The 26,534-nt window shown below is 52.9% G+C and carries 21 protein-coding genes; 4 read left to right on the top strand and 17 right to left on the bottom strand.

Translation table 11 applies throughout. The features are described 5' to 3' along the window. Positions 1–18: 18 nt before the first annotated feature. From argR to acs, 7 genes are all read right to left on the bottom strand, one after another. On the bottom strand, positions 19–999 hold the full coding sequence (argR, locus tag ACM6JQ_RS12605; protein WP_007912706.1) for a transcriptional regulator ArgR: 981 nt from the start codon (positions 997–999) through the stop codon (positions 19–21). A 266-nt stretch (positions 1,000–1,265) separates the two neighbouring features. After that, positions 1,266–2,030 (bottom strand): ABC transporter ATP-binding protein, encoded by a 765-nt coding sequence (locus ACM6JQ_RS12610; RefSeq protein ID WP_007912705.1) that lies wholly within the window; start codon positions 2,028–2,030, stop codon positions 1,266–1,268. 27 nt (positions 2,031–2,057) lie between these two features. Next, the gene (locus ACM6JQ_RS12615; protein ID WP_414893919.1) at positions 2,058–3,170 is read right to left on the bottom strand and encodes a M14 family metallopeptidase; all 1,113 of its coding nucleotides are present in this window, start codon (positions 3,168–3,170) and stop codon (positions 2,058–2,060) included. Position 3,171: 1 nt separating this feature from the next. Further along, entirely contained in the window at positions 3,172–3,870 is a 699-nt protein-coding gene (locus ACM6JQ_RS12620) for an ABC transporter permease (RefSeq protein ID WP_007912703.1), read from the bottom strand. Further along, positions 3,867–4,556: an ABC transporter permease gene (locus ACM6JQ_RS12625; protein WP_007912702.1), complete on the bottom strand. Its 690-nt coding sequence runs from the start codon at positions 4,554–4,556 to the stop codon at positions 3,867–3,869. The genes ACM6JQ_RS12620 and ACM6JQ_RS12625 overlap by 4 nt, the downstream gene beginning before the upstream one ends. A gap of 91 nt (positions 4,557–4,647) precedes the next feature. Continuing rightward, positions 4,648–5,421: an ABC transporter substrate-binding protein gene (locus tag ACM6JQ_RS12630; RefSeq protein WP_007912701.1), complete on the bottom strand. Its 774-nt coding sequence runs from the start codon at positions 5,419–5,421 to the stop codon at positions 4,648–4,650. A 1,158-nt stretch (positions 5,422–6,579) separates the two neighbouring features. Further along, positions 6,580–8,535 carry an acetate--CoA ligase gene (gene acs / locus ACM6JQ_RS12635; protein ID WP_007912698.1) on the bottom strand — a complete coding sequence of 652 codons (1,956 nt, stop codon included), beginning with the start codon at positions 8,533–8,535 and terminating at the stop codon, positions 6,580–6,582. A gap of 464 nt (positions 8,536–8,999) precedes the next feature. Here acs and ACM6JQ_RS12640 point away from each other — a divergent pair, with 464 nt between their 5' ends. Next, positions 9,000–9,260 (top strand): DUF2790 domain-containing protein, encoded by a 261-nt coding sequence (locus ACM6JQ_RS12640; protein WP_007912695.1) that lies wholly within the window; start codon positions 9,000–9,002, stop codon positions 9,258–9,260. Between the two features lie 562 nt (positions 9,261–9,822). After that, positions 9,823–11,073: a ribonucleotide-diphosphate reductase subunit beta gene (locus tag ACM6JQ_RS12645; protein WP_047599662.1), complete on the top strand. Its 1,251-nt coding sequence runs from the start codon at positions 9,823–9,825 to the stop codon at positions 11,071–11,073. A gap of 247 nt (positions 11,074–11,320) precedes the next feature. On the opposite strand, the gene ACM6JQ_RS12650 is transcribed toward ACM6JQ_RS12645, so the two are convergent. The 6 genes from ACM6JQ_RS12650 to dcm all read right to left on the bottom strand — a co-directional run bounded on the left by ACM6JQ_RS12650 (position 11,321) and on the right by dcm (position 20,021). Then, positions 11,321–14,158: a Z1 domain-containing protein gene (locus ACM6JQ_RS12650; protein WP_414893920.1), complete on the bottom strand. Its 2,838-nt coding sequence runs from the start codon at positions 14,156–14,158 to the stop codon at positions 11,321–11,323. Between the two features lie 38 nt (positions 14,159–14,196). Then, positions 14,197–15,189 carry a PD-(D/E)XK motif protein gene (locus ACM6JQ_RS12655; protein WP_414893921.1) on the bottom strand — a complete coding sequence of 331 codons (993 nt, stop codon included), beginning with the start codon at positions 15,187–15,189 and terminating at the stop codon, positions 14,197–14,199. Beyond that, positions 15,186–16,700, bottom strand: a complete 1,515-nt coding sequence (locus ACM6JQ_RS12660) for an ATP-binding protein (RefSeq protein ID WP_414893922.1) — start codon at positions 16,698–16,700, stop codon at positions 15,186–15,188. The genes ACM6JQ_RS12655 and ACM6JQ_RS12660 overlap by 4 nt, the downstream gene beginning before the upstream one ends. Positions 16,701–16,735: 35 nt before the next feature. Further along, positions 16,736–17,986, bottom strand: coding sequence for a type II restriction endonuclease (locus tag ACM6JQ_RS12665; protein ID WP_414893923.1), 1,251 nt, complete (start codon positions 17,984–17,986; stop codon positions 16,736–16,738). Beyond that, complete coding sequence (locus tag ACM6JQ_RS12670) at positions 17,947–18,438, bottom strand: very short patch repair endonuclease (RefSeq protein ID WP_414893924.1); 492 nt, start codon at positions 18,436–18,438, stop codon at positions 17,947–17,949. Before ACM6JQ_RS12670 ends, ACM6JQ_RS12665 begins: the two co-directional genes overlap by 40 nt. A 146-nt stretch (positions 18,439–18,584) precedes the next feature. Next, positions 18,585–20,021: a DNA (cytosine-5-)-methyltransferase gene (dcm, locus tag ACM6JQ_RS12675; RefSeq protein WP_414893925.1), complete on the bottom strand. Its 1,437-nt coding sequence runs from the start codon at positions 20,019–20,021 to the stop codon at positions 18,585–18,587. A gap of 573 nt (positions 20,022–20,594) precedes the next feature. Between dcm and ACM6JQ_RS12680 the strand changes: the two genes are divergently transcribed. Further along, entirely contained in the window at positions 20,595–21,104 is a 510-nt protein-coding gene (locus ACM6JQ_RS12680) for a Bro-N domain-containing protein (RefSeq protein ID WP_414893926.1), read from the top strand. Positions 21,105–21,380: 276 nt separating this feature from the next. After that, entirely contained in the window at positions 21,381–22,367 is a 987-nt protein-coding gene (locus ACM6JQ_RS12685) for a hypothetical protein (protein WP_414893927.1), read from the top strand. Between the two features lie 3 nt (positions 22,368–22,370). Here the strand turns inward: ACM6JQ_RS12685 and ACM6JQ_RS12690 are convergent, their stop codons facing one another. The 4 genes from ACM6JQ_RS12690 to ACM6JQ_RS12705 all read right to left on the bottom strand — a co-directional run bounded on the left by ACM6JQ_RS12690 (position 22,371) and on the right by ACM6JQ_RS12705 (position 26,512). Next, entirely contained in the window at positions 22,371–23,561 is a 1,191-nt protein-coding gene (locus tag ACM6JQ_RS12690; protein WP_414893928.1) for a hypothetical protein, read from the bottom strand. Between the two features lie 86 nt (positions 23,562–23,647). Beyond that, a complete protein-coding gene (locus ACM6JQ_RS12695; protein ID WP_414893929.1) occupies positions 23,648–24,367 on the bottom strand; it encodes a DUF6933 domain-containing protein in 720 nt (239 codons plus the stop codon). Between the two features lie 94 nt (positions 24,368–24,461). Next, positions 24,462–25,607 (bottom strand): hypothetical protein, encoded by a 1,146-nt coding sequence (locus ACM6JQ_RS12700; protein ID WP_414893930.1) that lies wholly within the window; start codon positions 25,605–25,607, stop codon positions 24,462–24,464. Between the two features lie 89 nt (positions 25,608–25,696). Next, complete coding sequence (locus tag ACM6JQ_RS12705) at positions 25,697–26,512, bottom strand: sulfite exporter TauE/SafE family protein (RefSeq protein ID WP_414893931.1); 816 nt, start codon at positions 26,510–26,512, stop codon at positions 25,697–25,699. Positions 26,513–26,534: the final 22 nt, after the last annotated feature.

Here is a 26,534-nt window from a genome sequence, read left to right on the forward strand (position 1 = left end):
CCAGACGTACGCCGAGACCTAACCGCGCTCTGGCGGCACTGACGACAATTCGAACGGACTGCTGCTGCGCCGCTGGTTGCGATCTTCCCGCGGCGTGGCGCCGAAGAAGTTGCGATAGGCGCTGGAGAAATGCGGCCCCGAGGAGAAGCCACACGAAAGGCCGATCTGGATGATCGACTTGCTGGTTTGCATCAACATCTGCCGGGCCTTGTTCAGGCGCAATTCCAGGTAGTACTGGCTCGGCACACGGTTGAGGTATTGCTTGAAGATGCGCTCCAGTTGGCGACGCGACACGCACACGTGTTGGGCGATTTCGTCGGTGGTCAGTGGCTCTTCGATGTTGGCTTCCATCAGCAACACCGCTTGAGTGAGCTTCGGATGGCTGGAGCCGAGACGGTTCTGCAGCGGGATGCGCTGACGCTCGCCGCCTTCACGAATGCGTTCAACCACCAGTTCTTCCGAGACTGCACCGGCCAATTCCGCACCGTGATCGCGGGCCAGCACCGCCAGCAACAGATCGAGCACGGACATGCCACCGCAGGCGGTCAGGCGATCGCGATCCCAGTCGAACAAGTGACTGGTGGCGATGACTTTCGGAAAACGCTCGGCGAAATCGTCCTGCCAGCGCCAGTGCACGGCAGCGCGATAACCGTCGAGCAAACCGAGTTGCGCCAGCGGGTACACACCCGCGGACAGACCGCCGATGACCGTGCCGGCACGCACCAATTGCTTCAGTGCACTGCTGAGCGCCGGCGCCAACGTGGTCGGTGGCTCGTCAGCGAGCAGGAACAGTTTCTGGAAATTTTCGAGTTTGCCGGCCCACGCTTCGCCGGGTAATTGCCAGGCACCTTCGGCGGGTGGCTCGGCTTGCAGGAACGACAGTTCGTAAACCACATCCGGGTGCACCCGCTGAGCAACACGCAAGGCTTCCTCCGCCAGCGCCAGCGTCAACGCTTTAGTGCTGGGCCAAATCAGGAAACCAATTCGATGGGCAGTCATGGGCGGGCAATCCGAAACGAGGAACAGTGATGAAGGCATGGGCCAATGCTAGCCCGTAAATGAACACAAATCTTGAGCCTGACGCAGATCCACCATCGGGACTGGAATGCCATTCCCATGTAGGAGCTGTCGAGTGGAACGAGGCTGCGATCTTTTGATCTTCAAAAACAGATCAAAAGATCGCAGCCTTCGGCAGCTCCTACAGTGGATTGGAGCCAACCTTCAGGTCGCGAAGCATGACCTGATTTGGTGCATAACGGCAGCGATTACTTGAGGCTGCCCGAGAGGAATTGCTGCAAACGTTCCGATTGCGGATTCACCAGCACTTCGCGCGGGTTGCCGCTCTCTTCAACGACACCTTTATGCAGGAACACCAACTGGTTCGACACTTCACGGGCAAAACCCATTTCGTGCGTAACCACAACCATGGTGCGACCTTCCTGCGCCAGCGCTTGCATGACTTTCAGCACGTCGCCCACCAGTTCCGGGTCGAGGGCCGAAGTCGGTTCGTCGAACAGCATCACTTCAGGCTCCATCGCCAGCGCACGGGCAATCGCCACGCGCTGCTGCTCGCCACCGGACATGTGCCCCGGGAACGCATCTTTACGATGGGCCACGCCGACCTTGTTCAGGTAGTACTCGGCTTTTTCGCGCGCTTCGTACTTGGGTACGCCGAGCACGTGAACCGGCGCTTCCATGATGTTTTCAATCGCGGTCATGTGCGACCACAGGTTGAAATGCTGGAACACCATCGACAGGCGCGAACGCATGCGTTGCAGCTGCTTCGGATCAGCGGCTTTCAGCGCGCCGTCCTTGTTCGCCACCAGTTTCAGCTCTTCGTTGTTGAGCAGAATCTTGCCCGCGTGCGGCTGCTCGAGCAGGTTGATGCAGCGCAGGAAAGTACTTTTGCCGGAGCCACTGGAGCCGATGATGCTGATCACATCGCCGGCTGCCGCTTTCAGGGACACGCCCTTGAGCACTTCGTGACTGCCATAGCGTTTATGCAGGTCTTGGACTTCAAGTTTGTACATGCGGTCGGTTCTCACAAAAACAGTCAGTCAGTCGTTGAGCAAGCGCCCGTGACGCAGCGCTTCGCGCCCCGCCACCTTGGCCAGCCAGAAACCGGGTTGGGCATAACGCAGCCGTTCAATGGCAAACAGCACCCCGGAGGTACCAGCACATACCGTGCTGACCCGATCGGACAGAGGATCAATCACTTCAAAAATCTCGTCGCCGGCCTCGACCCATTCGCCGGGCTTGCGCAGAAAACTCACCACGCCAGGATGCGGTGCGAACAGCAACTCGGTGCCTTCGAACGGCATGCCTTCACAGGCTTCGTGTGCTGGGTTCGGCCACTCGCCGGTGATCAGGCCTTGCCCGGCGAGGAACGCAAGAATGCCTTCAGCATACGCCTGCGCTTCGGCGCGACCGGTATCGGCCTGACCGCCCAGCTCAATGGTCGTCGCCAGACACGCCAGCGGAATCTGCGAATCAGGGAACTGCCGCGACAGACGCAACCATGGCAACGAACAGGCTTCATCGAACGAGCTGCCGCCGGAATCTTCCGCTAGCAATCCGACCTTCACATTCAGGTGCGCGGCCAGCGAACGCCACTGCGGCCAGTGTTGCGGCAACGCGTACATGTGCAGCGCGGCTTCAGCATCGCAGTGCAAATCAAGCACCACATCAGCGGTGCAAGCGTGGCTGAGCAACACCCGCTGCATGCCTTGCAACTGGCTGCTTGCCTCTGGCAATGCCGCCAGATGATCGGCCATGGCCTGACGGATCAGACGCACATTGGCGTGCGGATCATCACCGAGGCTTTCAGCCAAAGCGGCCGCAACCGGCGCGCTGAGCTCGACGAAATCACGGTTGAAATTCTTGCCGCTACCGGCCTCGAAACGGCCTTGGTGATTGCCTTGCAGCAATTGCCCGAGGCCCAACGGGTTAGCGACCGGCACCAGCTCGATGACACCGTTGAGCAAGCCTTTGGCTTCGAGTTCGCCGAGGCGCTTTTTCAGCTCCCAAGCGGTGCGCATGCCCGGCAATTCATCAGCATGGAGGCTGGCCTGAATGTAGGCCTTGCGCTCGCCGTGGCCGAAGCGGAAAACCGAAATCTTGCGCTCGCTGCCCAGGTGGCTCCACGGCAATACGTGGTCGATGCGTTCCATATCAGTGCTTCCGCGGGGCCAGGTAGCTCAACCAGCGACGCTCGGCCAGTTTGAACAGCTTGACCAGAATGAACGTCAGGCACAGGTAGAACACGCCGGCGGTGATGTACGCCTCGAACGGCAGATAGAACTGCGCGTTGACGGTACGCGCCGCGCCAGTGATGTCGATCAAAGTGACGATGGAGGCCAGACTGGTGGTCTGCAGCATCATGATCACTTCGTTGCTGTACTGCGGCAGTGCCCGGCGCAGGGCCGATGGCAGCAGGATGCGCTTGTACAGTTTGAAGCGCGACATGCCCATGGCCTTGGCCGCTTCGATTTCACCGTTTGGCGTAGCCTTGAGGCTGCCAGCAATGATTTCAGCGGTGTAGGCGCTGGTGTTGACCGCGAACGCCAGACACGCGCAGAACGTTGCACTGGACAGCCACGGCCAGAGGAAGCTTTCGCGGACCGCTTCAAACTGCGCCAGACCGTAGTAGATCAGGAACAGTTGCACCAGCATCGGCGTGCCCCGGATCACGTAGGTGTACAGCCACGCGGCGCCGTTGACGACCGGGTTCTTCGAGACGCGCATCAGCCCCAGCGGCAGGGCCGCGAGCAGACCGAAAAACAGCGACAGCGCGAGCAGTTTGAGGGTGGTCAGCAGGCCGCCGAGGTACAGCGGCATGGCCTCCCAAATGACGTTGTAGTCGAAGATCATAGATCAGCCGCCCTTACGCCTACCGAGTAGCGCTTCTCAAGTTGACGCAGGATCAGCAACGAAACACTGGTGATGACCAGGTACATCGCTGCCACTGCGAGGAAGAAGGTGAAAGGCTCACGGGTGGCATCTGCCGCCTGCTTGGCCTTGAACATCATGTCTTGCAGACCGACCACGGAAATCAGCGCGGTCGCCTTGGTCAGTACCAGCCAGTTGTTGGTGAAGCCCGGAATCGCCAGGCGAATCATCTGCGGCACCATCACCCGGAAGAACACCTGAAAACTGCTCATGCCGTACGCCATGCCGGCTTCGGCCTGACCTTTGGGAATGGCCATGAACGCGCCACGGAAGGTTTCCGACAGGTACGCACCGAAAATGAAACCGAGGGTGCCGATACCGGCGGCCAGCGGATTCAGGTCGATGTAGTCGTCATAACCGAGCATCGGTGCGACGCGGTTGAGCAAATCCTGGCCGCCGTAGAAGATCAGCAGGATCAGCACCAGATCGGGAATCCCGCGGATCACCGTGGAATACAGATCGCCCAGCCAGGCCAGCCAGCGCACCGGCGACAGGCGCAACGCGACACCGATCAGCCCGAGAACGATGGCCAGAGCCATGGACGACAAGGCGAGCTGAAGCGTCAGCCATGCGCCATCGAGGATGACAGCCCCGTAGCCTTTCAACATGATTCAGGTCCTCGAAAGTTGGGATGAAAAAATGGCGCAAACCGCAGAGATCCTGTTGCTTGCGCCATTTCGGACTTGTCGCAGAGACGTGTTACTTGCCGTAGATATCGAAGGCGAAGTATTTGTCCTGGATTGCCTTGTATTTGCCGTTTTCGCGGATGGCCGCGATGGCCGCGTTGATCTTGTCTTTCAGGGCGTCGCCCTTACGTACCGCGATGCCTACGCCGTCGCCGAAGTATTTGACGTCGGTGAACGCCGGGCCTGCGAACGCGAAGCCTTTGCCGGCGTCGGTGTTGAGGAAGCCATCTTGCAGCAGGGTGGCGTCAGCCACGGTACCGTCGAGACGACCGGCGGCCACGTCAAGGTAGATTTCGTTCTGCGAGCCGTACGGCTTGATCTCGGCACCCAGTGGCGCCAGGACTTCGCGGGCGAAACGCTCGTGGATCGAACCACGTTGCACGCCGATGTTCTTGCCCTTCAGCTCAGCCAGACCTTCGCTGACCTGAGTACCGGACTTCATGACCAGACGTGCCGGGGTGTTGTAGTACTTGTTGGTGAAGTCGACCGACTTCTTGCGATCTTCAGTGATCGACATGGACGACAGAATCGCGTCGATCTTGCGCACTTTCAGTGCCGGGATCAGACCGTCGAACTCTTGCTCGACCCACACACACTTGACCTGCATCTGCTCGCACAGAGCGTTGCCGATGTCGTAGTCGAAACCGACGATGCTGCCATCCGGTGCTTTCGAAGCGAACGGAGGGTAAGCCGCTTCGATACCGATCTTCAGAGGTTTTTCGTCAGCGAAGGCGTTCATCGACAGCACGGACAGTGCCAGGGCGCCAAGCAGCACAAGTTTCTTCATCTTGGGACTCCATCGGTAAAGGGCAAAAACGGCAGAGTGAGCGACAGCCCAATATGCGAATGGGTGAATCGGGAAATCGGTTGCTGCATCGGTGGGAAATTTCCCATTGAAACCGTCAGAGATTTCAACGTCAGCCACGATGAGCGAGTGATCGGCATTCTAACGACAGGCCCGAAGCCGATATTTCTTCAATGCGACAACTAATTACAGATGCACAGAGAAAGCGACTTTGGCACATTGACAGCCCTGCAATTTCATGCAAGAGCGAAAGACAGTGAACCGATCTATGCTGCAAATTGCGGGCCTATTATTCGCAAACCCTTCTAATCCGGCAAGCGCAGCGTTGTGTCTTATTTTTCACCGGGGGTTTCGAGGCTCTAAAACGGGGCGATGCGTTTCCCTTTGCCCCGCTCCGGGGCGGGCGGTTACACATTCGGTTACGTGGAACGCGGCGGGTAACAGCGGGAAAGGTCTTACGGGGGAGATCGATAATTATTGGTTGGGTGTTCTTGCGTTCCGACAGTGGACTACACAGTTGCCTGACAGATTGCTATCGCTGGCAAGCCAGCTCCCACAGGGATATTCGGCGAAGCTGAAATTTCCGACACACCACAAACTCTGTGGGAGCTGGCTTGCCAGCGATTAGGCCAGAGCAGCCACCCCCAATATGCGCTGGAACCAAAATCTCCAACGCACCACAAACTCTGTGGGAGCTGGCTTGCCAGCGATTAGGCCAGAGCAGCCACCCCCAATATGCGCTGGAACCAAAATATCCAACACACCACAAAACCTGTGGGAGCTGGCTTGCCAGCGATTAGGCCAGAGCAGCCACCCCCAATATGCGCTGGAACCAAAATCTCCAACACACCACAAAACCTGTGGGAGCTGGCTTGCCAGCGATTAGGCCAGAGCAGCCACCCCCAATATGCGCTGAAACCAAAATTTCCAACACACCACAAAACCTGTGGGAGCTGGCTTGCCAGCGATGAGGCCAGAGCAGCCACCCCCAATATGCGCTGGAACCAAAATATCCAACACACCACAAAACCTGTGGGAGCTGGCTTGCCAGCGATGGGGCCAGACCAGCCACCACAAAAACAGCAGACACAAAAAAGCCCCGCCCAGCATCACCGGACAGGGCTCCTATGCTTCTAACGCTTAAGCAACATTCATGGTCTTGTGCGTATCAATCAAATGCTGCACCACACCCGGATCCGCCAGCGTCGAGATATCCCCCAACCCGTCATATTCCGCCGTGGCAATCTTGCGCAGAATCCGGCGCATGATCTTGCCCGAGCGCGTCTTCGGCAGCCCCGGCGCCCACTGGATCACGTCCGGCGAAGCGATCGGCCCGATCTCTTTGCGCACCCAGTTCTTCAACTCCAGACGCAACTGCTCGGTCGGCTCCTCGCCATTTTTCAACGTGACATAGACATAAATGCCCTGCCCCTTGATGTCATGCGGCACCCCGACCACCGCCGCTTCAGCGACTTTCGGATGCGCAACCATCGCGCTCTCGATCTCGGCCGTGCCCATACGGTGACCGGACACGTTGAGCACGTCATCGACACGCCCGGTGATCCAGTAGTAACCGTCGGCATCACGACGCGCACCGTCACCGGTGAAGTACATGCCACGGAACGTCTTGAAGTAGGTATCAACGAAACGATCGTGATCGCCATACAGCGTGCGCGCCTGACCTGGCCACGAATCAAGAATCACCAGATTGCCCTCAGCCTCGCCCTCGATGATGTTACCGAGGTTGTCGACCAGCGCCGGCACCACACCAAAGAACGGACGTGCCGCCGAACCCGGCTTCAGCGCGTGAGCACCCGGAAGCGGACTCATCATGTTGCCGCCGGTTTCGGTCTGCCACCAGGTATCGACGATCGGGCAACGCGACTTGCCGACATTCTTGTAGTACCAGTCCCAGGCTTCCGGGTTGATCGGCTCACCGACCGAACCGAGTAGACGCAGACTGCTGCCATCGGCGCCTTCAACCGCGGCTTGACCCGAGGCCATCATCGCGCGGATCGCGGTCGGTGCGGTGTAGAGGATGTTGACCTTGTGCTTGTCGACGATCTTCGCCACCCGGGTGATGTCCGGATAGTTCGGCACGCCTTCGAACAGCAGCGTGGTCGCGCCATTGGCCAGCGGGCCGTAGACAATGTAGCTGTGGCCAGTGACCCAGCCGACGTCGGCGGTGCACCAGTAGACTTCGCCCGGGCGGTAGTCGAACACGCGCTCGTGGGTCATTGCCGCATACAGCAAGTAACCGCCGGTGGTGTGCTGCACGCCCTTCGGCTTGCCGGTCGAACCGGAGGTATAAAGGATGAACAGCGCTTCTTCAGCGCCCATCTCTTTCGGCGCGCAAACAGTGCCCGCCACTTTCATCAGGTCTTCGTACCAGATGTCGCGATGCTGGTTCCACTTGATGTCGCCACCGGTGCGCTTGCACACGATGACTTTCTGGATGCTGCTGGTTTCCGGGTTGGTCAGCGCGTCGTCGACGTTGGCTTTCAGGGAAATCTTCTTGCCGGCGCGGATGCCTTCGTCAGCGGTGATCACCACTTTCGATTTGCAGTCGATGATGCGACCGGCCAGGGCTTCCGGCGAGAAACCACCGAACACCACCGAGTGAATCGCGCCGATCCGGGTGCAGGCCAGCATGGCGACCACGGCTTCGGGAATCATCGGCATATAAATGGTCACCACATCGCCGCGGTGCACGTCCTGACCACGCAGGGCGTTGGCCAGTTTGCAGACTTGTTCGTGCAGTTCGCGGTAAGTGATGTTGCGGCTCTCGGAAGGATCGTCACCTTCCCAGATGATCGCGACTTGATCGCCGCGCTCGGCCAGATGACGGTCGAGGCAGTTGTAGGAAACGTTCAGGGTGCCGTCGGCAAACCACTTGATGTCGACATGGTGATCGTCGAACGACGTCTGCTTCACCGTGGTGAAAGGTTTGATCCAGTCGAGACGCTTGGCTTGCTCGCGCCAGAAGCCGTCAGGGTTGACGACCGACTGCTGGTACATGGCTTTGTAGGTCGCCTCGTCAGTCAGCGTGTTAGCCAGAACCTCGGGACGAACGGGATACAGAGAAGCCGCACTCATCTTTCCTACCTCGGTGTAATAGTTGTTTTTGTATGACCCTGTTGTAACGGGGCGGGGGCCATAGAACCATTCGACGATGGTAGTAACAAGCCCCTACAAATCCTCCACCTACCCCGTTTGCAAGCCAGACACCAACCTCTAAAACACCCCCAAACCCTGTGGGAGCTGGCTTGCCAGCGATTCAGACAACTCGGCCCCACAGACAAAACACCCGGTTATCAACCCCCATCTCAAGGGATTGTTACCAAATCTGCCAAAGGTGTTTATCAAAACCCGCTCTGTTTACCCCCGCCCCATCTCCCTAAAATTCACCTCGCCGACAAGGCAAACGCGATTAACAACGTTACAGCCCCCACGAAGGCCGTTAATCCAGCTCTCAAGTAATAACCGCAAACGATGAAGTTCCACACGCAACCCTAAAAAGGTTGCGTGACCCCACTCGACCTCAAAAAGGTAAATCTGAAATGAAAGCTTTATTGGTTCTGGCCCTCAGCAGTCTGTGCGCAACCGCCATGGCAGATGAGGTTCCGACTGATGTCGCGCAGCAACAACCGGTTATCGAGGAATACACTTACTCCACGCACCTGGACATCGCCAAAGTTGTTTCCATGAGCGAAGTTCCGAATGTCTGCGAAGTGGTTCCGGCCAAAATGGAATACGACGACTCCAAAGGTCAGCGTCACATCCTGCGTTACAGCATCATGGGCAACGGCTGCACCAATTGATGATTTGAGACTGCACCGAATTGGATCTCTCAGCGCTTCATTGAGGGTCGATTCCAGCCCGACTTCGGTCGGGCTCAGTTGTGTCTGGAGTCGTTGAAAAGGGTTGCAAAACACAAGATATAGTGAAAAACGCGGTTTTTTGCTCATTTCTTGAGCAACCAAAGCCCGACGAAAAAATTAATCAAAAAAAATTCTCACCGACCAACATCCGCGAAAGCCCTGTAAACCCTCGCTCCGACTGAAATACCCCTCCTGATCGACCGCCCTGTGCTGATTCACCTCCCCCACGCGCGTGTTTTTTTCCCTATAATGCCGCCCTAATCGGGTCAGCAATATTCCCTTACAGGGATCAAAGCCATTCTGAAGCCCCGCAGTCGCGTTCAACGTGATCTGCGCCCGTCAGAGGCTCTCGGAAACCCGTACAAAATTCTGTTTTATTGCCTGCCTTAGCTGCTGCAAAAAACGATTCCTTAAGATCCAACGCGGTCTGTACGACCGTGTGAAAAACCAACCAATCAGGTTTCACACGGGCGACAGGCCCTCACGCAGGAGACGACACGTCATGCTGAGCTGGGACGAATTCGACAAAGAAGACAGTGAAGTAGCAGCAGTGAAAGGCGCCAACGCCGGCCACGCTACTGAAGCCAACATGGACCGCCTCGACAACGCCGGCGGCGCCGCAGCGCTGGAAGCCCGCGCCGTGACCGCCGACGACTCCGCCGCTGTCGCCCGCGCCAAGGCTGCACTGAACTCCCTCGACGTCGCCGAAGGCCTCGCCGAACTCGAAGGCGCCTCCGCCCGTGTCGCCGTTGACGAAAAGCGCATGATCAACTGCCGCGCCGACCTCAACCAACTCGTGCCATTCAAGTACGACTGGGCCTGGCAGAAATATCTGGACGGTTGCGCAAACCACTGGATGCCGCAAGAAGTCAACATGACCGCCGACATCGCCCTCTGGAAAAACCCGGAAGGCCTGACCGACGACGAGCGCCGCATCGTCATGCGCAACCTCGGCTTCTTCTCCACCGCCGACTCCCTGGTTGCCAACAACCTGGTACTGGCCGTGTACCGCCTGATCACCAACCCGGAATGCCGCCAGTACATCCTGCGCCAGGCTTTCGAAGAAGCGATCCACACCCACGCCTACCAGTACTGCATCGAATCGCTGGCCATGGATGAGGGCGAAATCTTCAACATGTACCACGAGATCCCATCGGTCGCCAAAAAGGCAGCCTGGGGCCTGAAGTACACCCGTTCGATCTCCGATCCGAAGTTCGAAACCGGCACCCCGGACACCGACAAAGAGCTGCTGCGCAACCTGATCGCCTACTACTGCGTTCTGGAAGGCATCTTCTTCTACTGCGGCTTCACCCAAATCCTCTCCATGGGCCGCCGCAACAAAATGACCGGCGTCGCCGAGCAGTTCCAATACATCCTGCGCGACGAATCCATGCACCTGAACTTCGGCATCGACGTGATCAACCAGATCAAAATCGAAAACCCGCATTTGTGGGATGCTGAGATGAAGGAAGAAGCGACCCAGATGATTCTGCAGGGTACGCAGCTGGAGATTGAATACGCGCGGGACACCATGCCTCGCGGGGTGTTGGGTATGAACGCGGCGATGATGGAGGACTACCTGAAGTTCATCGCTAACCGTCGTTTGTCGCAGATTGGTTTGAAAGAAGAGTATCCGGGGACTACGAATCCGTTCCCTTGGATGAGCGAGATTATGGACTTGAAGAAAGAGAAGAATTTCTTTGAGACTCGCGTGATCGAATACCAAACTGGTGGTGCTCTAAGCTGGGATTGATCTTCGAGGCAAAGCCCTCCATTGATCAATACTCGAAACTAAGCGTTAAAGAGCCCTGAACCATTCAGGGCTTTTTTATGAGCATGTGCTTTATAAATATAAAAAATTAATACTTCGCCTATAGGCAAGAAATATATTTGAACGAGAATCTAGGACATACCATCCCCAAAAATAAAACGTGTTGCAGTTATAAAGCTGCCAAAAGTGCCACGCAGTGTAAAAAACGCACTGCGCGAGGCACATAAAACTAGCAGCTAATCTCAACCGTTAAATCTTCTGGCTTATCCGCGACTTTTACGCCAAAACGAATCTTTGCTTCAATGTCATTATGTGGAAACTGGAGCGCAAAGCCAGGGGTAATATTAGTAGCAGAATTGTTTTTATCAATTGTAGGATAGAACAAAAATACCCCCTGTTTAGATGAGCGTAATTCTTGAGTAACCGAGTTATTCGATTTTCCTTCACCGAGGCCGCATAAATATTTGGCGATATATCGATGCCAGCTTTCAGAATAAGCATTAAACCTCTCCGAACCTCCCTCCACGCGAGAGCGTCTATACGAGTTAAAATTCTGACCTAGAATTTTATATGCAACGCTATTTTTTGGCCCTTCTATATAAAGAAAAAGCCACTGCTCAACATTTGTCTTATTCGCTTTATCCTCAAGAAACGCGATCTCCCTTTCCAGAACGCCTTGTGCAGACCACTTGTACGCTTTCAAAAAATTGACCATGTCCGTTGATGAGAGAGTAGCCCACCTAGACTTATAATCTTTATTTCCTTCGTCAGAGGTTGAGATAGATAGCACTCCTTCCCCAAAGCCAGATTTGGCATTTGCGAGAAGTCGCTCGAGTAAAACTTGGTTATATTTGACATGAGAGGAATTCGTTGGTGCTAGCGTCGACTCTTTCCATTCCTCTGAGAAATTCTTGAAAGTCACAACGGCATTATACATTTTGTTAGTCGCTGTTGGGCGTAGCAAGTGCGATGGTACGAGCGGAGGAACTTGAATTGGAAGTACCGGAATTCCGGTTTTGGGATTAGCGTATCTCTTCAATTCAGAGCGAAATTCCATTTCGTCACGACAAACTGCTTCAAATGCTTCATAAAGATCAATAGTACCTTTACCCGCTACCTCTTCACGCCCGATATAAAGCCTAACCAAATCGCGATAGCCATCGCGAAATCCAAACCAACGTCCCATCTGCATCAATGCATCTGCTGCCGCTGCACGACGTCGGTAGTAACTAACTGTCAATCCTTCGATTGTATACCCCCGAGAAAGCTTGGCCCCGCCGACGATAATTTTCCAGATACTATCACTTTCAAAATCTGGGTTATCGTTAGCCTCACCATTTACCACAAGTACTTTTTTTGAACCTTCTGACAATCGACTCCAGCAATCTCCCAGAAATGGTTTGATTTGACTAAAGCTTTTCGGTGCTGGGTAACCGTCTTCATCACTGCAAAACTTAGAATAGTCAGAGACCCACAAAGACTCAAGACGCCCCCAAGCACTGCCCGACATATATCCTCCCTTACTAAGGCAGCGCTCTACCTCTCCCGCTATTGCATCATGATGCTTCGTTAAGTGTGATACGTGCACAAGCATCGTATGGTGCCGGTAATTCTTAGAGAGCGCCGGATCAATACTTTGCCGAAATAACTTTACGGCACCACTAAGGATAAAAGAATCTATAGCTCGTGGTAAATTTTCAGCGGATACATCATCACCTACTACATCACGCACATAGGCTTTTTCATTCGGCCCAGCGACACTTTTGTCAAGGCGATCCAGATCATGAAAATCGGCGACGCCCATGTAGTTTTTAGGTCGCGACAAGCTAATAATAAAATCACGAGGGAAAAGATTTTCTTCGTTATCAGGGTCAATAAAAACATTAGCAAAAGGAGTTGCAGTATAACCAACGTATTGAGCTCGCGGCAATTGCTGCAAGAGCGAAACAATTGCGGAGTTAGTAGCAGTTCGCTCCTCCACCTCCTTTCTAGTTGGCTTCTTGGTATTGACCGAAGCCTGATCCGATTCATCATCAATAATTAAAGTTGGAATATCTGCCAACCTTGACTTAATCGAATCAAGATCATCCGCTACTTTTTTCAGTACGGCGGGGACCTTCTTTACAACTAGCAGCCTAACATCTTCAACATGAAGGTTGTCGGGATGATTGAATGGTTTAGTTTTATCCGCCCTACGAAACTCCAAAGATTGAATACCTTGTCTCAACCGCTGATAGTCACCGCTTATATTTGTAAGGCGATGCCAGTCGAACCCTCCAAAATCAGAGGGCAAACTTCCATGATCAATAAAACTATGAAGATCAGATGCATAACCAACCTCATCTTCAGCAGTAATAAACGGCTTACCAATTAACTCGCGATCGATCCGACGCTGTGTTTGGGCGCGTAGAATATTCATCGTTCCCGCAAGTACAATTATTAGCCGATACCCTGCATCTGCCGCTCGAGCAACAACACCAGTGAAATTCGCAGTTTTACCGCTCTGCACATAACCAACTACTAGTCCCTTTACGGGAAAGATCTCGTTCGCCTCTGGGTCTGATAGTCTTTCGGTTACTAACCTGGTACTTTCCTCCAAATCACTTACTTGATCTTGACTCCACCCCTTGCGTTCCCTTAAATATTTGGAATAAGCATCGCGGTAGAATGATCGACTCTGTTGTCTATCGGAATCGTACCAAGGCTTATGCTCTTGAGCGATAACAATCGGAGCTTCATAGGCAAGATTGGGTGGAAACCTATCATTAAATATCTGAATTAATTCATCATCAAGCTTCAGCAGATTGTAAATTAGCGCCCGTCGCTCCCTTGTATTTTTAGGAGTTGTTGTTATCCACGCCGCTGCAGATTCATAATCCCAGAAACTAAGCTTTCTACTGAACAGGATAAATACAGGTGCGGATGACGGAATGGAACTTATATACTCTTTAAAAATCGACTCAACTGACTCTTCCGCCTCAGAATTAAAATTGAGTGCCAATATCAAGTTTTTTGGCGCGCTAGCCATACCACCCAAAGTATCAGTTATTACGCTTATCAAATTCATAGTTTTATTTTCCTTAATAAAAGCTAAACGAACTAAGACTACTTTTCAAACAGGAGAGAATAACTTGGCATTCCCTCTCGAAATCCGAGACCTTCAAAATCCGCAAAATACCGAATATCTTTTATCCTTTCACGATGAGGTACATCAGATAATAAATCATCATTAAGTTTCGGACACCGTTCATCCACGGGTATAACCAACGGTGAGTTCACTAATTGTAGTCGCTTAGGATAGAACGAAGAATGTTCTGGGCGATAGCTAAAGTATTCTCGCAAAATTATATCTAGATTTAGTCTCACATCATTGCTCAGAAGATCTCTAGTTAGATAAATATCCTCAGAAAGTGTAGTGCCAGAATTGAGACCGGAGGGTGCAAACCTGAGTGAAAACACAAACAGATCATGTTCCAAGGATGGTTGCAACTGTGCAAACCCGTTGATGATATGAGCATGCCTTGGCCCACTAGTCGCTTTTACTTCAAACTCTTTCTTTCCAAAGCGAAAATCATGAGGCTGCCTCTGCGGACCAACCCATGCGCTGAGCGCTTCATCGCCAAGTTTTTTAATGAGAATTCGAAGAAAGTATAGCTCTCCGCGCAACCCTAGCTGCACCTCTTCACTAAGGCTTGTACGAGTCCTCAGTAGCTCCCGCCATCCCTCAAGAGTTTCCTCAACAGCAGCTATGGGTAAAACTCCATTCAACTGTATCTTATCCGCAACAGAAACGAAAAAACCATACATTTCCTGGTAAAGCGAAAGAGTACTTGTACGAACTTCCAACATGACTCCTTCCAGCGTATGTACCATTGCTATTTTAATTTCTTCTAGAGGCGACTCTTTTGGTTTCACAACGCCATAGCACTGTACTCTCAACGCCAGCTCTTTACCGAACTCCGAAACCCAGATATCTACTGCGGGGGCGAGGCCATCGATAGAAGGAATACGGTGGACGAATGGAATTCCATTTTGGATTCGCACACGCAAATCTTCCCACCCGATGTGCCGGGAGCCTTGTTGAGCTATCGGATTCATTCAGCCATCCTCGAATTTTCTTCATTCACTGCCAGCATCAGGAGCTCATTAATCTCTTCAAGTCGCGCAGTGAAACGCTTACTTTCACGTTCTCTTAATAGATCATCGCGAAGCAGCAAAAAAAGTAGAATTTTTATAGTCGGAGCATCATTTAGGCTAGCGGATGTTCCTTTTAATAGAACTTGCCGATACATAGCATTGAGTACAACATTACAAGCTGAACGATCAATCCTAAAAAATCTGTCTTCCGGCAACTTAGCCCAAACAATATTTACTTCAGTTCTCGGTGATTTTTGGCCAGCAAGGTAAGTTGACGCTTTCCTTCTAACTGCAACACCAAATCCCCTGCCAGGTACGGGAATAAAAACTCTGTCAACGTCGACAGTTTTTCTATAAACATCTTCCGCGCATCTTAAATATTGATCCATGGCCCCATCTTTTGAGACTAGTGCCATCCTAAAATAATCAGGTACATCAAGCGCAGACTTTTGCACATTAAGACGAAATTCGGCGTCAAACTCTTGTGAAAGCTCGACTTCAACACGGGCCAAAGATAGATGATGATCTGCGTTATTTTCCCTCCAGCCATTCCACCCCCCTGCCTGAATTAGCCGCCCATTCCTGTAAAAATAAAAGCCTTGCCGCGTGGCAACATTTGTACCGCCTAATAAATACCCACTACTAATTTGATTAGGCGGCCAGATATGTGCGATGCAGTTTATTGTCTGAAGCTCGGTGACGTGTAAAGACACCTGTAAAGGGTAGTTCTTTTCACCCGTAATGGGATAGCTGAACGGGTTAAGACTTCCAACCGTAACGACAAAACCTTGGCCACCGTCAATCATATTTGCCGCATCAATGTAAAGCTTTACGCCTGCATCAATAAATCGATGGAAAACCAAACCAAGATGAACACTTAGTTTTTTTTGCAATCGCTGCAAGACCACTTCTAGCGACTTACTTTGGATAAGTGCATGGTCAAGCTCATCAATTATGACGAGAGTGCCGCTACCACCGATTGTAAACGGCCACTGGATTTCGGCCATCCACATTGCAGCTCCTTCAGAGTCGAGCAACTCACAGTTCCATCCAGCCGCTATCGATTTTGTGGTCCAGCGGCACGAAACGACCTGCTCCGCCTGTTTTGAAATTACAGTTAAACTCCGGCCTTGACTTAACGCGGCGGTCTTCAACCCCATTCCAAATTTTCCCAATGCTTGAGGGCTGCGTTCGCGGGTAGAACCGAACTGCATAGCTGAAAGAAGCTCTTCATTACTCATCCCCAATCCATTGTCGGCAAGTACTATACGTTTAATCTCCGACCCATCATGAACAAAGCGAATGAGTATATTCGTCGCACTTGCATCGATCGAATTATCGACCAAATCTGCAATTGCCTCTTCAATTTTATATCCGATACGTGACAACGCATCTGTGACTTTCCCTGCATGTGGCTGAATCGGTACAGTAGTAACAACTTTTAGTCCATTAATTGATGTTCTCGCACTCACTATTCGACTCCACTTAAATCGAAAAAAACTCTACTCTATAAATTCTGCATTTTCGCAAAATCTATAAAACTTTCTAGCGACATTAACCAATCACGCTGAACGATAGAGTAGGTCGCCTGAATATCCTGAGGAACTACAAGTCGTAACCCACGCGACTTCATCTCCATCGTTTGACTGTCGCTAATTGCAGCCTCCAGAGTAATCAGATGTTTTTCAGAAACACGATTAGCCTCACTCAACACCTGCCTCCATCGGTCTTTACAAGTTGTTTTCGCGCCAGCCATAACTAATTTTCCTGCGGGAAATGAATAATCGTGATACTCCGCAAAACCAGGAAAAATAAAATCAGGCTTAGAATTATTTTCTGTTGTCAATCCTTTGCCTCGTCCCTGCTGGAAGCGCAAACCATTTAAAAGAAAAATCTCTTCCAAGTGGCTTTCAAATGCGTGACCCACTCTAGATTTTCTTCGATTCTGAACGCTCAGGGAGAAACTAATAAATTCTTCAACGTCGTCGCCAAACTCGCCAAAACCAATCACAAGCTTCTGTTGAACTAGGTGCCGTTCGTAGATCCGAAAAAGTTTTTCTTCATGCTCCATCCAAGAAAGAATCGCTTTATCTGGATAACTTATAGGATCGACCTCTTGCCCAATAGTTTTTCTAGCATAGTTAGAAAATACTGATGTACTAGGAAACTTAGTACCGCCGAATGAATTGATTAACTTTTCAAGCCAAACATCATCATCCCTTTCACACTGACTTACTTCAATTCCTAGATCTTCAAGCATGAGTCTGAGTGGCAGAAGAAGCTGTACAGAATCTAAAGTTCCTGCGGTAAACTTTTCGTCAACATCACGGAGACCAAAGAGAAGCCTGAGTTGACTTTCAACCGATGTACCTGCTGGAGTGAAGATCATTAGTAACGACCCGTCCCGCATTTTTGCCACAAGCAGAAAATCGCCTTCGTCGATTAACTCAGTTACTGCGCTTTTATTATAATAAAGTCGGAACTCTGAACTACGATGTGGTTGTTTTCTCCGACAGTCGTACCAAGTAACAAACCCATCGCAGAAATCTGGTGCTACAGACTCATCCGTAACGTAGATCTGCTTCGCGTTGAATCGATACTCCTCATTTTTGCCTGGCGCGCCTAAATATTGTTTAAATCCGGCGGCTGGAAGGCCTCCTATTTCGTGTTGGTTGGAGGAGCCTGGATCAGCATCCACGGCGCTCAAATATTTGGCAGCTACGCCTTCGAAATAGTCACTGATACGGTCGGTGAACATACGGTTTCATCTATCTGTAAATATTCATTACCGTTTATCAGCCACTCTGCTATCTGGTCAATCAATACCATAGATTTTTTTTTGTCCATTGACCTAATTACACATTCCCAAACGATGAGCACTCGCCAACCATCACTCAAGAGTGCAATTTCCTGAAATCTGTCTCTGGTTCGATTTTTTTCGATTTTCTCCATCCAGAAATCGGGACGCGTCCGGGGTATTTTGAAGTATCGACAGGTATGTCCATGCCAGAAGCAGCCGTGGACGAACACCACAGCTTTGTATTTAGGTAAAACCAGATCAGGTTTACCGGGGAGATTATTGACGTGAATGCGGTAGCGAAACCCACGGGCATGCAAAGCCCTGCGAATCGAAACCTCTGGCTTGGTATTTTTACCTTTAATGCCAGACATCATTCGAGATCGGGTTACGGCATCTACAACATCGACCAAGCCTCACCTCCATGCACTCGATAGCTCAGCTCCTTTGTATACCCCTAGCGACTTCAAGCTCAAGGTTCGCTTTGAGCTATCTAGTGCATTGATGGATGGAGTCGACGAGAAAAATTACTCCAAACCTTGGATAGATATGCCTCTGCTTACTCTGGAAGGGCAAACTCCAACTGCGGCCTTTCCTCTTCTGCGTTTTTTTCCTTCGCGGCCAATATCCGGTCCTTCATCAACCGTGCTACAGCCTCAAAAACCGGGACTGCCACAGAGTTACCAAACTGGCGGTACGCTTGGGTGTCGGATACAGGGATTACAAATTTGCTTTCCCCCGGCTTGTCAAAACCCATCAGGCGCGAGCACTCATTCGGAGTCAATCGGCGTGGGCGATTGAGCTGATTCAATTCACTGTTGAAATCCAGGGTATCCATAAACCCACGGTCGACCAGTATTTCCGAACCATCCTTGTGGTATCTCGCCGACAGCGTACGAGCCACGTCGTTTGGACGAGTCAAACCAAAGCCAAAGCCATTACCCTTCTCACGATGCTTCTCGGCATACCGGTAAAGATAATCCCAAAGCTTCGGGGTGAGGATGTACTTCTCGTCCACATCCTTATCGAGCAGATCACCAAAGCTAGGTCGCTGCTTTGGTATGAGCTTGCTGATGTCGCGCAGGGTGAATCCTTGATGAACATTGAGATCACGGCGGAAACCGACCAGCACGATTCGCTCACGATGCTGTGGCACAAAATGCCTGGCATCAATGACCTTCGGATCTGATCCCTTTGGCGCATTTACATCTGCAACCTCGTAGCCCAGTTCATCCAACGCTTCGCAGATGATCCGGAAGGTATTGCCCTTGTCATGGCTTTTCAGGTTTTTCACGTTTTCGAGCAAGAACGCGGCCGGACGTTTCGCGGCAATAATGCGCGCCACGTCGAAAAACAGAGTGCCTTGGGTCTCGCATTCGAAACCGTGCTTACGACCCAAGGAATTCTTCTTGGATACACCTGCAAGAGAAAACGGCTGGCAAGGGAATCCTGCCAGCAGAACATCGTGGTCAGGAATTTCGCGATCAATGTTCTTGTAGGCTTCCTCGTCACTGATTTCTGGCTTGTCTGAAAGCGTGACCGAGCGGATATCGAGATTGAAGCGATGACGGGCAGGATCGCAATAGTGGTTCGCTTTGTACGTTTTAACGGCGTACTTGTTCCATTCGGATGTGAACAAGCACTCGCCACCGATGGCTTCAAACCCTTTCCTGATGCCGCCAATGCCGGCAAAGAGATCGATAAAGGTAAATGAAGGTTTGTGGTTTAACCGCTTGGGCAACAGATCCTTCAGACGAGTGAATTCAATGTGAGAGAGCTTCGGCGAAGCCTTTCCCTTGATCCAGCGATTGATGGTTTCGCGACACCAGTGGCTAGGGCTTACGTCGTTTAGAATTTCGGCCAACTGCCCTTGATCATAGATCTCTAGGAGCTTATGCAGCAGCGCTAGGTCAGTCACGGGATGGGTATCAGGCTCGTACGAACCCGAGGTTGTTTCGCTCAAGGATTCAAAAGACGGTGTTTCAAAAAGATTCATGAGCCCGAAATTCCTCTGGGTCAAAGCTGTGACGAATGGTCACCATTCTAGCCCGCAAAACTTCAAAGTAAATGAAATTTCCTGGATTCCGTGAGATGAGTCATGGCTACACGGATGTGGGAGCTGCGGGATTCGATGGCGATCAAACACTGGATATAAACACAGCATAATTTACTCCGCATCTTTGTCCAGGTTTCCTTTCGCCTCAGGACCAGTAGGAAAAGTCGCTGGTTGACGACCATCCCTGATGCCCCTACCCTCAGATCCGAGCCTAAGAAACTCTACAAACCAGAGCGGTTCTCCGCACCCGACAGTCATGCGGCTTTTTTTCGTCTGCGGTTTCTCTACGTCTGCGAAAAATCCCGTTATGTCGGGAGTGGGCGAATACAAGACCCGAAAGGGGAATATGTCCGGCCCGTCTCTGGTGGGTTTCTTAGCTCCCGACACCCTAACGAATGCCCTAAGAAAGCAGCCAGAGGTAAATGGAAATGCCTGAATATCAAACCTTCATGATGAAGGTGAATCGCTGTACCCGTACAACGCCCTCGTCGCTTCCGACCCCGGAGGCTCGCCATGTCTGAGCCACTTTTACCGACTCGATTTACTCGCAACAAAACGCACCTGCATGCCGTTCTGGTTGAGAACCAGGTGTGGTTCTGCGTCCATGATCTAGGGCGGTTGATGGGTAAACATCTTGATGAGCGCCAGCTGCGCAAACTCGATGCTGATCAGCGTCAGTTGATGTGCGTGGAGCTTTTCGGCGAAACGGAAGAACAGTGGATGGTAAGTGAGTCCGGCGTGTATGCCTTACTGATTTATCACTACTGCCCTGAGTACCGACAGCTTCGTGAGTGGGTGACGCTTCAGGTTGTGCCAACGCTGCGTGATGCTCGTCCGACACGTTCTGTCGAGCGGCCGACGCTGAGTGTTTTGAGTTGGCCACAGATGTCGCTGAGTACGTTGCACTGGCAGGATGAGCCGTGGATTCGGTTGCGGGATATGCCTTGTTTGTTGGCGAATGATCCGTTTAATCGTCATGAGTCCTGGTGGCGTAAGGCTTCGCGATTGTTGCGTGGAAGCTGATGTTTTCAGAATCCGCTGTTTGAATTTTCAAGCAGCGGATTTTTTGTGGCCAAAAGTCCTTGGGGCAGCTCCGCTGCCCATCGGGGATAAATCCCCTCACCACAATTGAAACGTGTTGCTGCCGGGCGGGTGTCTGGATTCGACATTGTGTCGATGCCGAGAATCGCCAGCAGGCTGGCTCTCACAAATCCCGCATCATCTTGAAAACAATCAGTGCAACCCGCGCCGCCTCCCGCTATTAATACCCATCCCCCACTCAAGGATCCGAGCCCCACCATGAAATTCGATCTCGCCTACTGCCTCAGCCTCGACGACAAGTTGTCGATCTATGATGTTCGCGATCTCAATTTCGATGAGACGGTGGCGTTCGACTCCGCGAAGGAACACTTCCTGTGCCCCAACGATGCCTGTCGTTCGGCGTTCGAGGCTTCCAACGAGTTGGGCACGTTCAACGCCAAGAATGTGAATTACGTGCGCACGCCGCACTTCAAGAATCTGCCCACGACGCAGCATGTGGCGGGTTGTCCGTATGTGAGTTTGAAGGCTTCAGCGTCTGGCATTGAGACGGCGGATGGTGAGGTGGATGACGGGCGTGAGGAACACTTCCCATCGGAGTTGTTGCTGACCCGGCGTGAGTATGTGCGCAAGCCTGTCGCGCCAGCGGGGGTGGCGGATGTGTTGCGGGATGATCCGGTGCGGGTGACGGCGGAGAGTGGTAAAGAGTCAGCGAGTCGAGAGTCGGCGCCGGATAAGACCAGTGTGTTTGCGCATCCGGTGGAGTGTTTTGTTTCCAACTTCGCGGACAAGGAGTTGCTCAAGCGAATGCCGTTGAAGGTCGGCGAGCATTCGGCGCCGTACAGTTCGTTCTTCAAGAAGGTTGAGTATCTGACGGACAACAAGGGGCTGATTTACTGGGGGCGGATCAAGAAGATCGAGGACTTCCACAGTGCCAGTTTTCGTATCGATTTCGAAGACAAGGTCTGGTTCAAGAAGCCCGAGGACAGTAAGAAGAAGCCGTATCCGGTCAGCGTTTATCTGAACAAGAAGCTGATCGACAACTACCGCAAGCGCAAGGCGTTTCTGGAGGAGATCAAGCACGCGGTGGATAGCGAAAAGGCGTTGTTCTGTTTCTTCTATGGGGTGACGCCGGAGTTGAAGCAGGTGCCCGGCAAGAAGACCCCCGAAAAGCCTTTCGAGGTCTTCAATGCCAATATCGAGAACCTGGATCACTTCATTATTCGTGAAGCGCCGGGTCTGGAGTGACGGTTAGCTTTGGGGCAGTTGCAGTTTGACGGCGCCGGGGTGTTGTTTGACGAGTGAGTACGGCAGGATCGACCAGTCGGGTCTATCGCAAGAGCGTTGCACGCGAGCGAAGTAGGCGCCGAGGTACAAGCCCTTCTCGGTGAAGTACCAAGGTGAAGTGCCCCAGATGCTCTCATCCTGGAAGTTGCAGTCGTCATCTCCCGTCGGTGTCTTCATTTCTGTGGGGTACAGGGCGGTGAATTGCTTGATTACCCAAGGTACCAACTCTTTGCTTACGTACTGATAGCGCGCGTTACTTTCGGCCTCGCTCAGCGGTTTGTCGCCCAGGCTGTCGCGCTCGGCATGCAAAATCGGCGTGCCCTTACCTACCCAAAAGACATCTTCGAGTGACAATGGGTGGCCGGTTTTTACATCGATGTTGAGAGGGGAATCGCCGAAGTCGGGATGCGCGCCGCCGCAGTAATAGCTGGTTGAGATATTCAGGCTGACCACGGCTGGCGAGATCATTTTCGGTTCTGCCTGCTGCATGAACTCCACGTTCTCCCCGCCCTGTAATTGGCAGCCGTGATAGCTGATGACTTCATTCCAGAGGCGCCCGAGCAACTGCTGGTTAACCCGTTGCTGATCATCTTTCGATAATCCGGACTCCACGCTGAACAGCGAAATCTTTGTCTCAGGTTCCGTCCACCACTGCAGGTCATAGCCCATGAAGTTTTCTTTCTTCGCCGGTTTGAGCTTGAGTCCCTGCAGGCGCAAATACTCGTAAGGCTCGCCGTATGGCAGTGCGGCAATGAACGGCAGAGTTGCTGAGGTGGGCGCGGGAAGTCTGGCCTCGGTGAGTTTCACCGGCAGCTTTTTGCCCTGCGGACTTTGCCATTCACCCTGCCAGCCGCTGCGGGTTTCTTCCAGCTTCAAGGTCGGCAGCGGCTTGTCGTCACCGTAGCGGTTATTGCCTTCGACGAGGCTCAGCGTGCTGTCCTGCAGCGAACCGCTGAGTGCCAGGTCGCGGTGATATTTCTCGTAGAAATAGCGGCCGGTGACTTCGTCCTGCTGTGTGGTGTTGAGTTCAACAACAATCGCCGTCTTGCCCAATGTGCCGGTAAATACGCGCCGGCCATCTTCAGCATGGGCAGTGGAAATCAGTGTGAACAGCGCCGCGGCATATGGCGCCAGGCGCATCAGTCCCTTGAGCATGAATCAATCCTTGAAGGAGTCGGTGGTCGCGTCGGCACACAGGCGCCGGCGCTGAAAAATACGCTGCGGATTATGGCGGGGACGGTTTAACTATTCGAGTTTTCTTGCTCGTACTTTTTAAGCCAGGCTTCGTGCTCAAGGGCCGCAATTTCCCGAGCCATCTGTTGGCGACGCTCCTTGGCAGCATGAAGCTGGACGTCATCGAGAAAGCAGTAGTGACGCAGCCAGTGAAGCGCCATTTCCTCATCCGGAAAGTAGTAAGACTTGGCGCCCTTGCTGTTCCTGGGGGTGTCATTCATTTGCTCGTCAAAAACCATCGCAGTGATTTCATCCGGCGGCAAAGATCCCGTATGGGCGACCTTGTCCTGAAACATCCATGCAATCTCATCAATGTGTTTTTGTGCGCTGCGATGACTACGTCGATAGAACCGTTGATGCTCACAAGTCTGTTTCAGCCGCGCCAACATCAACTCAGGGTTAAGCCACTGCCCGAGGTCATGATGATGTGCGTTGATCACTATCCCCTTGACCCAACGATCCACAAATCGATCAACAAAGTCTTCTGTGTCAGCCTTTTTCGCATCAGCGAAAATCAGGCAATAGCGGGTCTGGACGTGAATGACCAGCAACACATGCTTGCGTTGTACCGTTATCGCGTGCACCAGCCACTGCTCGTCAGCGCCGTTCGACTCATCATCTTCAATGATTGGGGACGGCGGTTTAGCATCCACCGGCGTGATCTTTTTGCCCTTGTGGACACGGCTGAAGAATTTGCTGGCGGCTTCGGTGCAGTTAAAGATCAGCATGCTAGGCCCCATGTGATTTCTACAGAAAAGAAACATATTCTTGCGAACACGCTGACTGATTCCAACCCCCTTCGACGCACTAATCCAGTTTTACTCAGGGCAATTGCAATGGAACGCCGCCGGGGTGCTGTTTGATCAGGTCATAAGGCAGCACGCCCCATTCGACGTATCCGCACACGGCGGCGACATGTGGATACGACGGCGTGACGGTGATGCCGTTTGCGCTGAAGTACCACGATGGGAATGCCCAAGGTTCTTGCTCGTCGTACCCGCATTCGTTTTCGCCTTCCGCAACGACGGTCATTTCCCTGGAATAAAGCTTTAGTAGCTGCGCGACGAGCCAGGGTGAGAATTCTTTGGAGCGGTAGTTGTAATAGTCAGCGGAGGACACAGTAGAGGCGCCTTCCAATCCCTCCACATAATGAAAGGGCTTGCCCTGCCCCACCCACAGAACATCCTCAAGGGTCAGCAACTTCCCTGTTTGCGCATCAAAGTTGAGCGATTCATTGTTCTGATCCGGATAGGCACCGCCACAATAATATTCGGTAGAAATGCGCGCACTCATCACCGAAGACGACAACCATAGCGGCTGACTGGATTGCGAGTAACTCCCCGCACAGCTGAAGTGTGCGTCTACCTCGCCCCACAAGCGTGCCATTAAATATTGATTGATGCGCTCCCGCGCTTGCGGCGAATAACCCGATACCACTTCAAACAGCGAAGCCCCCGACTTCGCCTCGCTCCACCATTGCAGCGTGTAGCCCATGAAGGTTTCGGTTTTGCCTTTTACAAGTTGCAGACCCTGCAACCGTAGGTACTCGTACGGGTTCTTGTCATGCAGTTCGGTGAAATACGGCAAGGCACCGACGGGAACATCGGGGAGCTTGGCGGGCTGTAATTCGACCTTCAGGATCTTCCCGTCCGGGTTGCTCCATTCGCCGCTCCAGCCGTCGAGTTTTGGCTGCAAGCGCAGAGTCGGGCGCGAATGGCCATCCATCGCCGCGCCTTCGGCCATCACCAGCGCATCGTCTTCTTTGCTGATGTCCAGCGCCAAGTCTTTTCGGTATTTTTTGTAGAAGTAACGACCCTCGCTGTAGCGAGTGTCGATTTCCACAACGATCGCGGCTTTGCCCAGGGTGCCGGCGTACACCTGTTTGTTGTCTTCGGCCCATATCCGGGTTGAGAGCACTAAACCGGCGAGCATCAACATGCCGGAGATTCGCAACAGTCCGCGATACATCTTTCATCCTTGAGTGACTGGGCTTTTGCCCATGATAAAACGTTGCGGATTATGTCGAGGTTGCGCAGGGGAATCGAGCGCCGTCGCGCTCAGCTCAAACACATGCTGATCATCACCATCAGCAACAGCCCGATGTACACACGCGCATGCACCCGATCCGGGATCCGCCCAATCCATGGCGCGGCCAAGCGAATCCCGATGAGCGACCCCACCGTCAGCAGCGCAAACGCCAGCAAATCCACGTACCCGACAAACCACGCCCCCAATTCAGCCTGACTGAACCCGGCTAACGCCATGTACGTCAGCGTCCCGGCCAATGCCACCGGCACACTCAACGGATTGGCCATAGACGTCGCTTGCGACATGCTCAATCCACAACGGCGCAACAGCGGCACGGTCATGACGCTGCCTCCTACACCGAGAAACGTCGCGATGGCGCCAATGCCTACACCACCTGCGGAAGTTTCCGTAGCGCCAAGTCGGCGTGGGATGACGTCTGCGTTCTGAGTGAGAAAGCCGCGTCGCAGCAGGCAATCGACGATGGTCACGCCGAGGTAGCCGATGAATGCGTAGCGAATCACGTCGCCGCTGACCCACACCGCCGCTATCGCTCCAACGACCGCACCCATCCCGATAAACCCACCCAGCGGCCACAGGTAATGACGGATCAGGTTGCCGGCGCGGCGATGTTTGTCGGTGGAGATGAGGGCGTTGACGATCATCACGCAGGTCGAAGTGGCGACGGCGATGTGCATCGCCGATTGGCCGATCGGGTCGTCGGCGCCGTGGCTGGCGGTGAGCAGGCGATACAGCAGCGGCACCACGACGAAGCCGCCGCCGAAGCCGAACAGCACGGCGGTGATGCCGGTCAGGCAGCCGAAGAGGGTCAGCAGTAAATAGAACATGTCGAGGCTTCCGTGGTAGGAG

Origin of the sequence: Pseudomonas sp. IT-232MI5 (assembly GCF_949767845.1) — a bacterium.
In the GTDB taxonomy this organism is placed as follows: domain Bacteria; phylum Pseudomonadota; class Gammaproteobacteria; order Pseudomonadales; family Pseudomonadaceae; genus Aquipseudomonas.

What these genes read in the sequence shown, in the direction of transcription:
- ACM6JQ_RS12610 (WP_007912705.1), bottom strand. Translation starts at nt 2,030, where the DNA reads ATGTACAAACTTGAAGTCCAAGACCTGCATAAACGCTATGGCAGTCAC.
- ACM6JQ_RS12690 (WP_414893928.1), bottom strand. Translation starts at nt 23,561, where the DNA reads ATGCTCAAGGGACTGATGCGCCTGGCGCCATATGCCGCGGCGCTGTTC.
- ACM6JQ_RS12625 (WP_007912702.1), bottom strand. Translation starts at nt 4,556, where the DNA reads ATGTTGAAAGGCTACGGGGCTGTCATCCTCGATGGCGCATGGCTGACG.
- ACM6JQ_RS12640 (WP_007912695.1), top strand. Translation starts at nt 9,000, where the DNA reads ATGAAAGCTTTATTGGTTCTGGCCCTCAGCAGTCTGTGCGCAACCGCC.
- dcm (WP_414893925.1), bottom strand. Translation starts at nt 20,021, where the DNA reads ATGAATCTTTTTGAAACACCGTCTTTTGAATCCTTGAGCGAAACAACC.
- argR (WP_007912706.1), bottom strand. Translation starts at nt 999, where the DNA reads ATGACTGCCCATCGAATTGGTTTCCTGATTTGGCCCAGCACTAAAGCG.
- ACM6JQ_RS12705 (WP_414893931.1), bottom strand. Translation starts at nt 26,512, where the DNA reads ATGTTCTATTTACTGCTGACCCTCTTCGGCTGCCTGACCGGCATCACC.
- ACM6JQ_RS12655 (WP_414893921.1), bottom strand. Translation starts at nt 15,189, where the DNA reads ATGAATCCGATAGCTCAACAAGGCTCCCGGCACATCGGGTGGGAAGAT.
- ACM6JQ_RS12680 (WP_414893926.1), top strand. Translation starts at nt 20,595, where the DNA reads ATGTCTGAGCCACTTTTACCGACTCGATTTACTCGCAACAAAACGCAC.
- ACM6JQ_RS12700 (WP_414893930.1), bottom strand. Translation starts at nt 25,607, where the DNA reads ATGTATCGCGGACTGTTGCGAATCTCCGGCATGTTGATGCTCGCCGGT.
- ACM6JQ_RS12620 (WP_007912703.1), bottom strand. Translation starts at nt 3,870, where the DNA reads ATGATCTTCGACTACAACGTCATTTGGGAGGCCATGCCGCTGTACCTC.
- ACM6JQ_RS12630 (WP_007912701.1), bottom strand. Translation starts at nt 5,421, where the DNA reads ATGAAGAAACTTGTGCTGCTTGGCGCCCTGGCACTGTCCGTGCTGTCG.
- ACM6JQ_RS12695 (WP_414893929.1), bottom strand. Translation starts at nt 24,367, where the DNA reads ATGCTGATCTTTAACTGCACCGAAGCCGCCAGCAAATTCTTCAGCCGT.
- ACM6JQ_RS12645 (WP_047599662.1), top strand. Translation starts at nt 9,823, where the DNA reads ATGCTGAGCTGGGACGAATTCGACAAAGAAGACAGTGAAGTAGCAGCA.
- ACM6JQ_RS12685 (WP_414893927.1), top strand. Translation starts at nt 21,381, where the DNA reads ATGAAATTCGATCTCGCCTACTGCCTCAGCCTCGACGACAAGTTGTCG.
- acs (WP_007912698.1), bottom strand. Translation starts at nt 8,535, where the DNA reads ATGAGTGCGGCTTCTCTGTATCCCGTTCGTCCCGAGGTTCTGGCTAAC.
- ACM6JQ_RS12650 (WP_414893920.1), bottom strand. Translation starts at nt 14,158, where the DNA reads ATGAATTTGATAAGCGTAATAACTGATACTTTGGGTGGTATGGCTAGC.
- ACM6JQ_RS12615 (WP_414893919.1), bottom strand. Translation starts at nt 3,170, where the DNA reads ATGGAACGCATCGACCACGTATTGCCGTGGAGCCACCTGGGCAGCGAG.
- ACM6JQ_RS12665 (WP_414893923.1), bottom strand. Translation starts at nt 17,986, where the DNA reads ATGTTCACCGACCGTATCAGTGACTATTTCGAAGGCGTAGCTGCCAAA.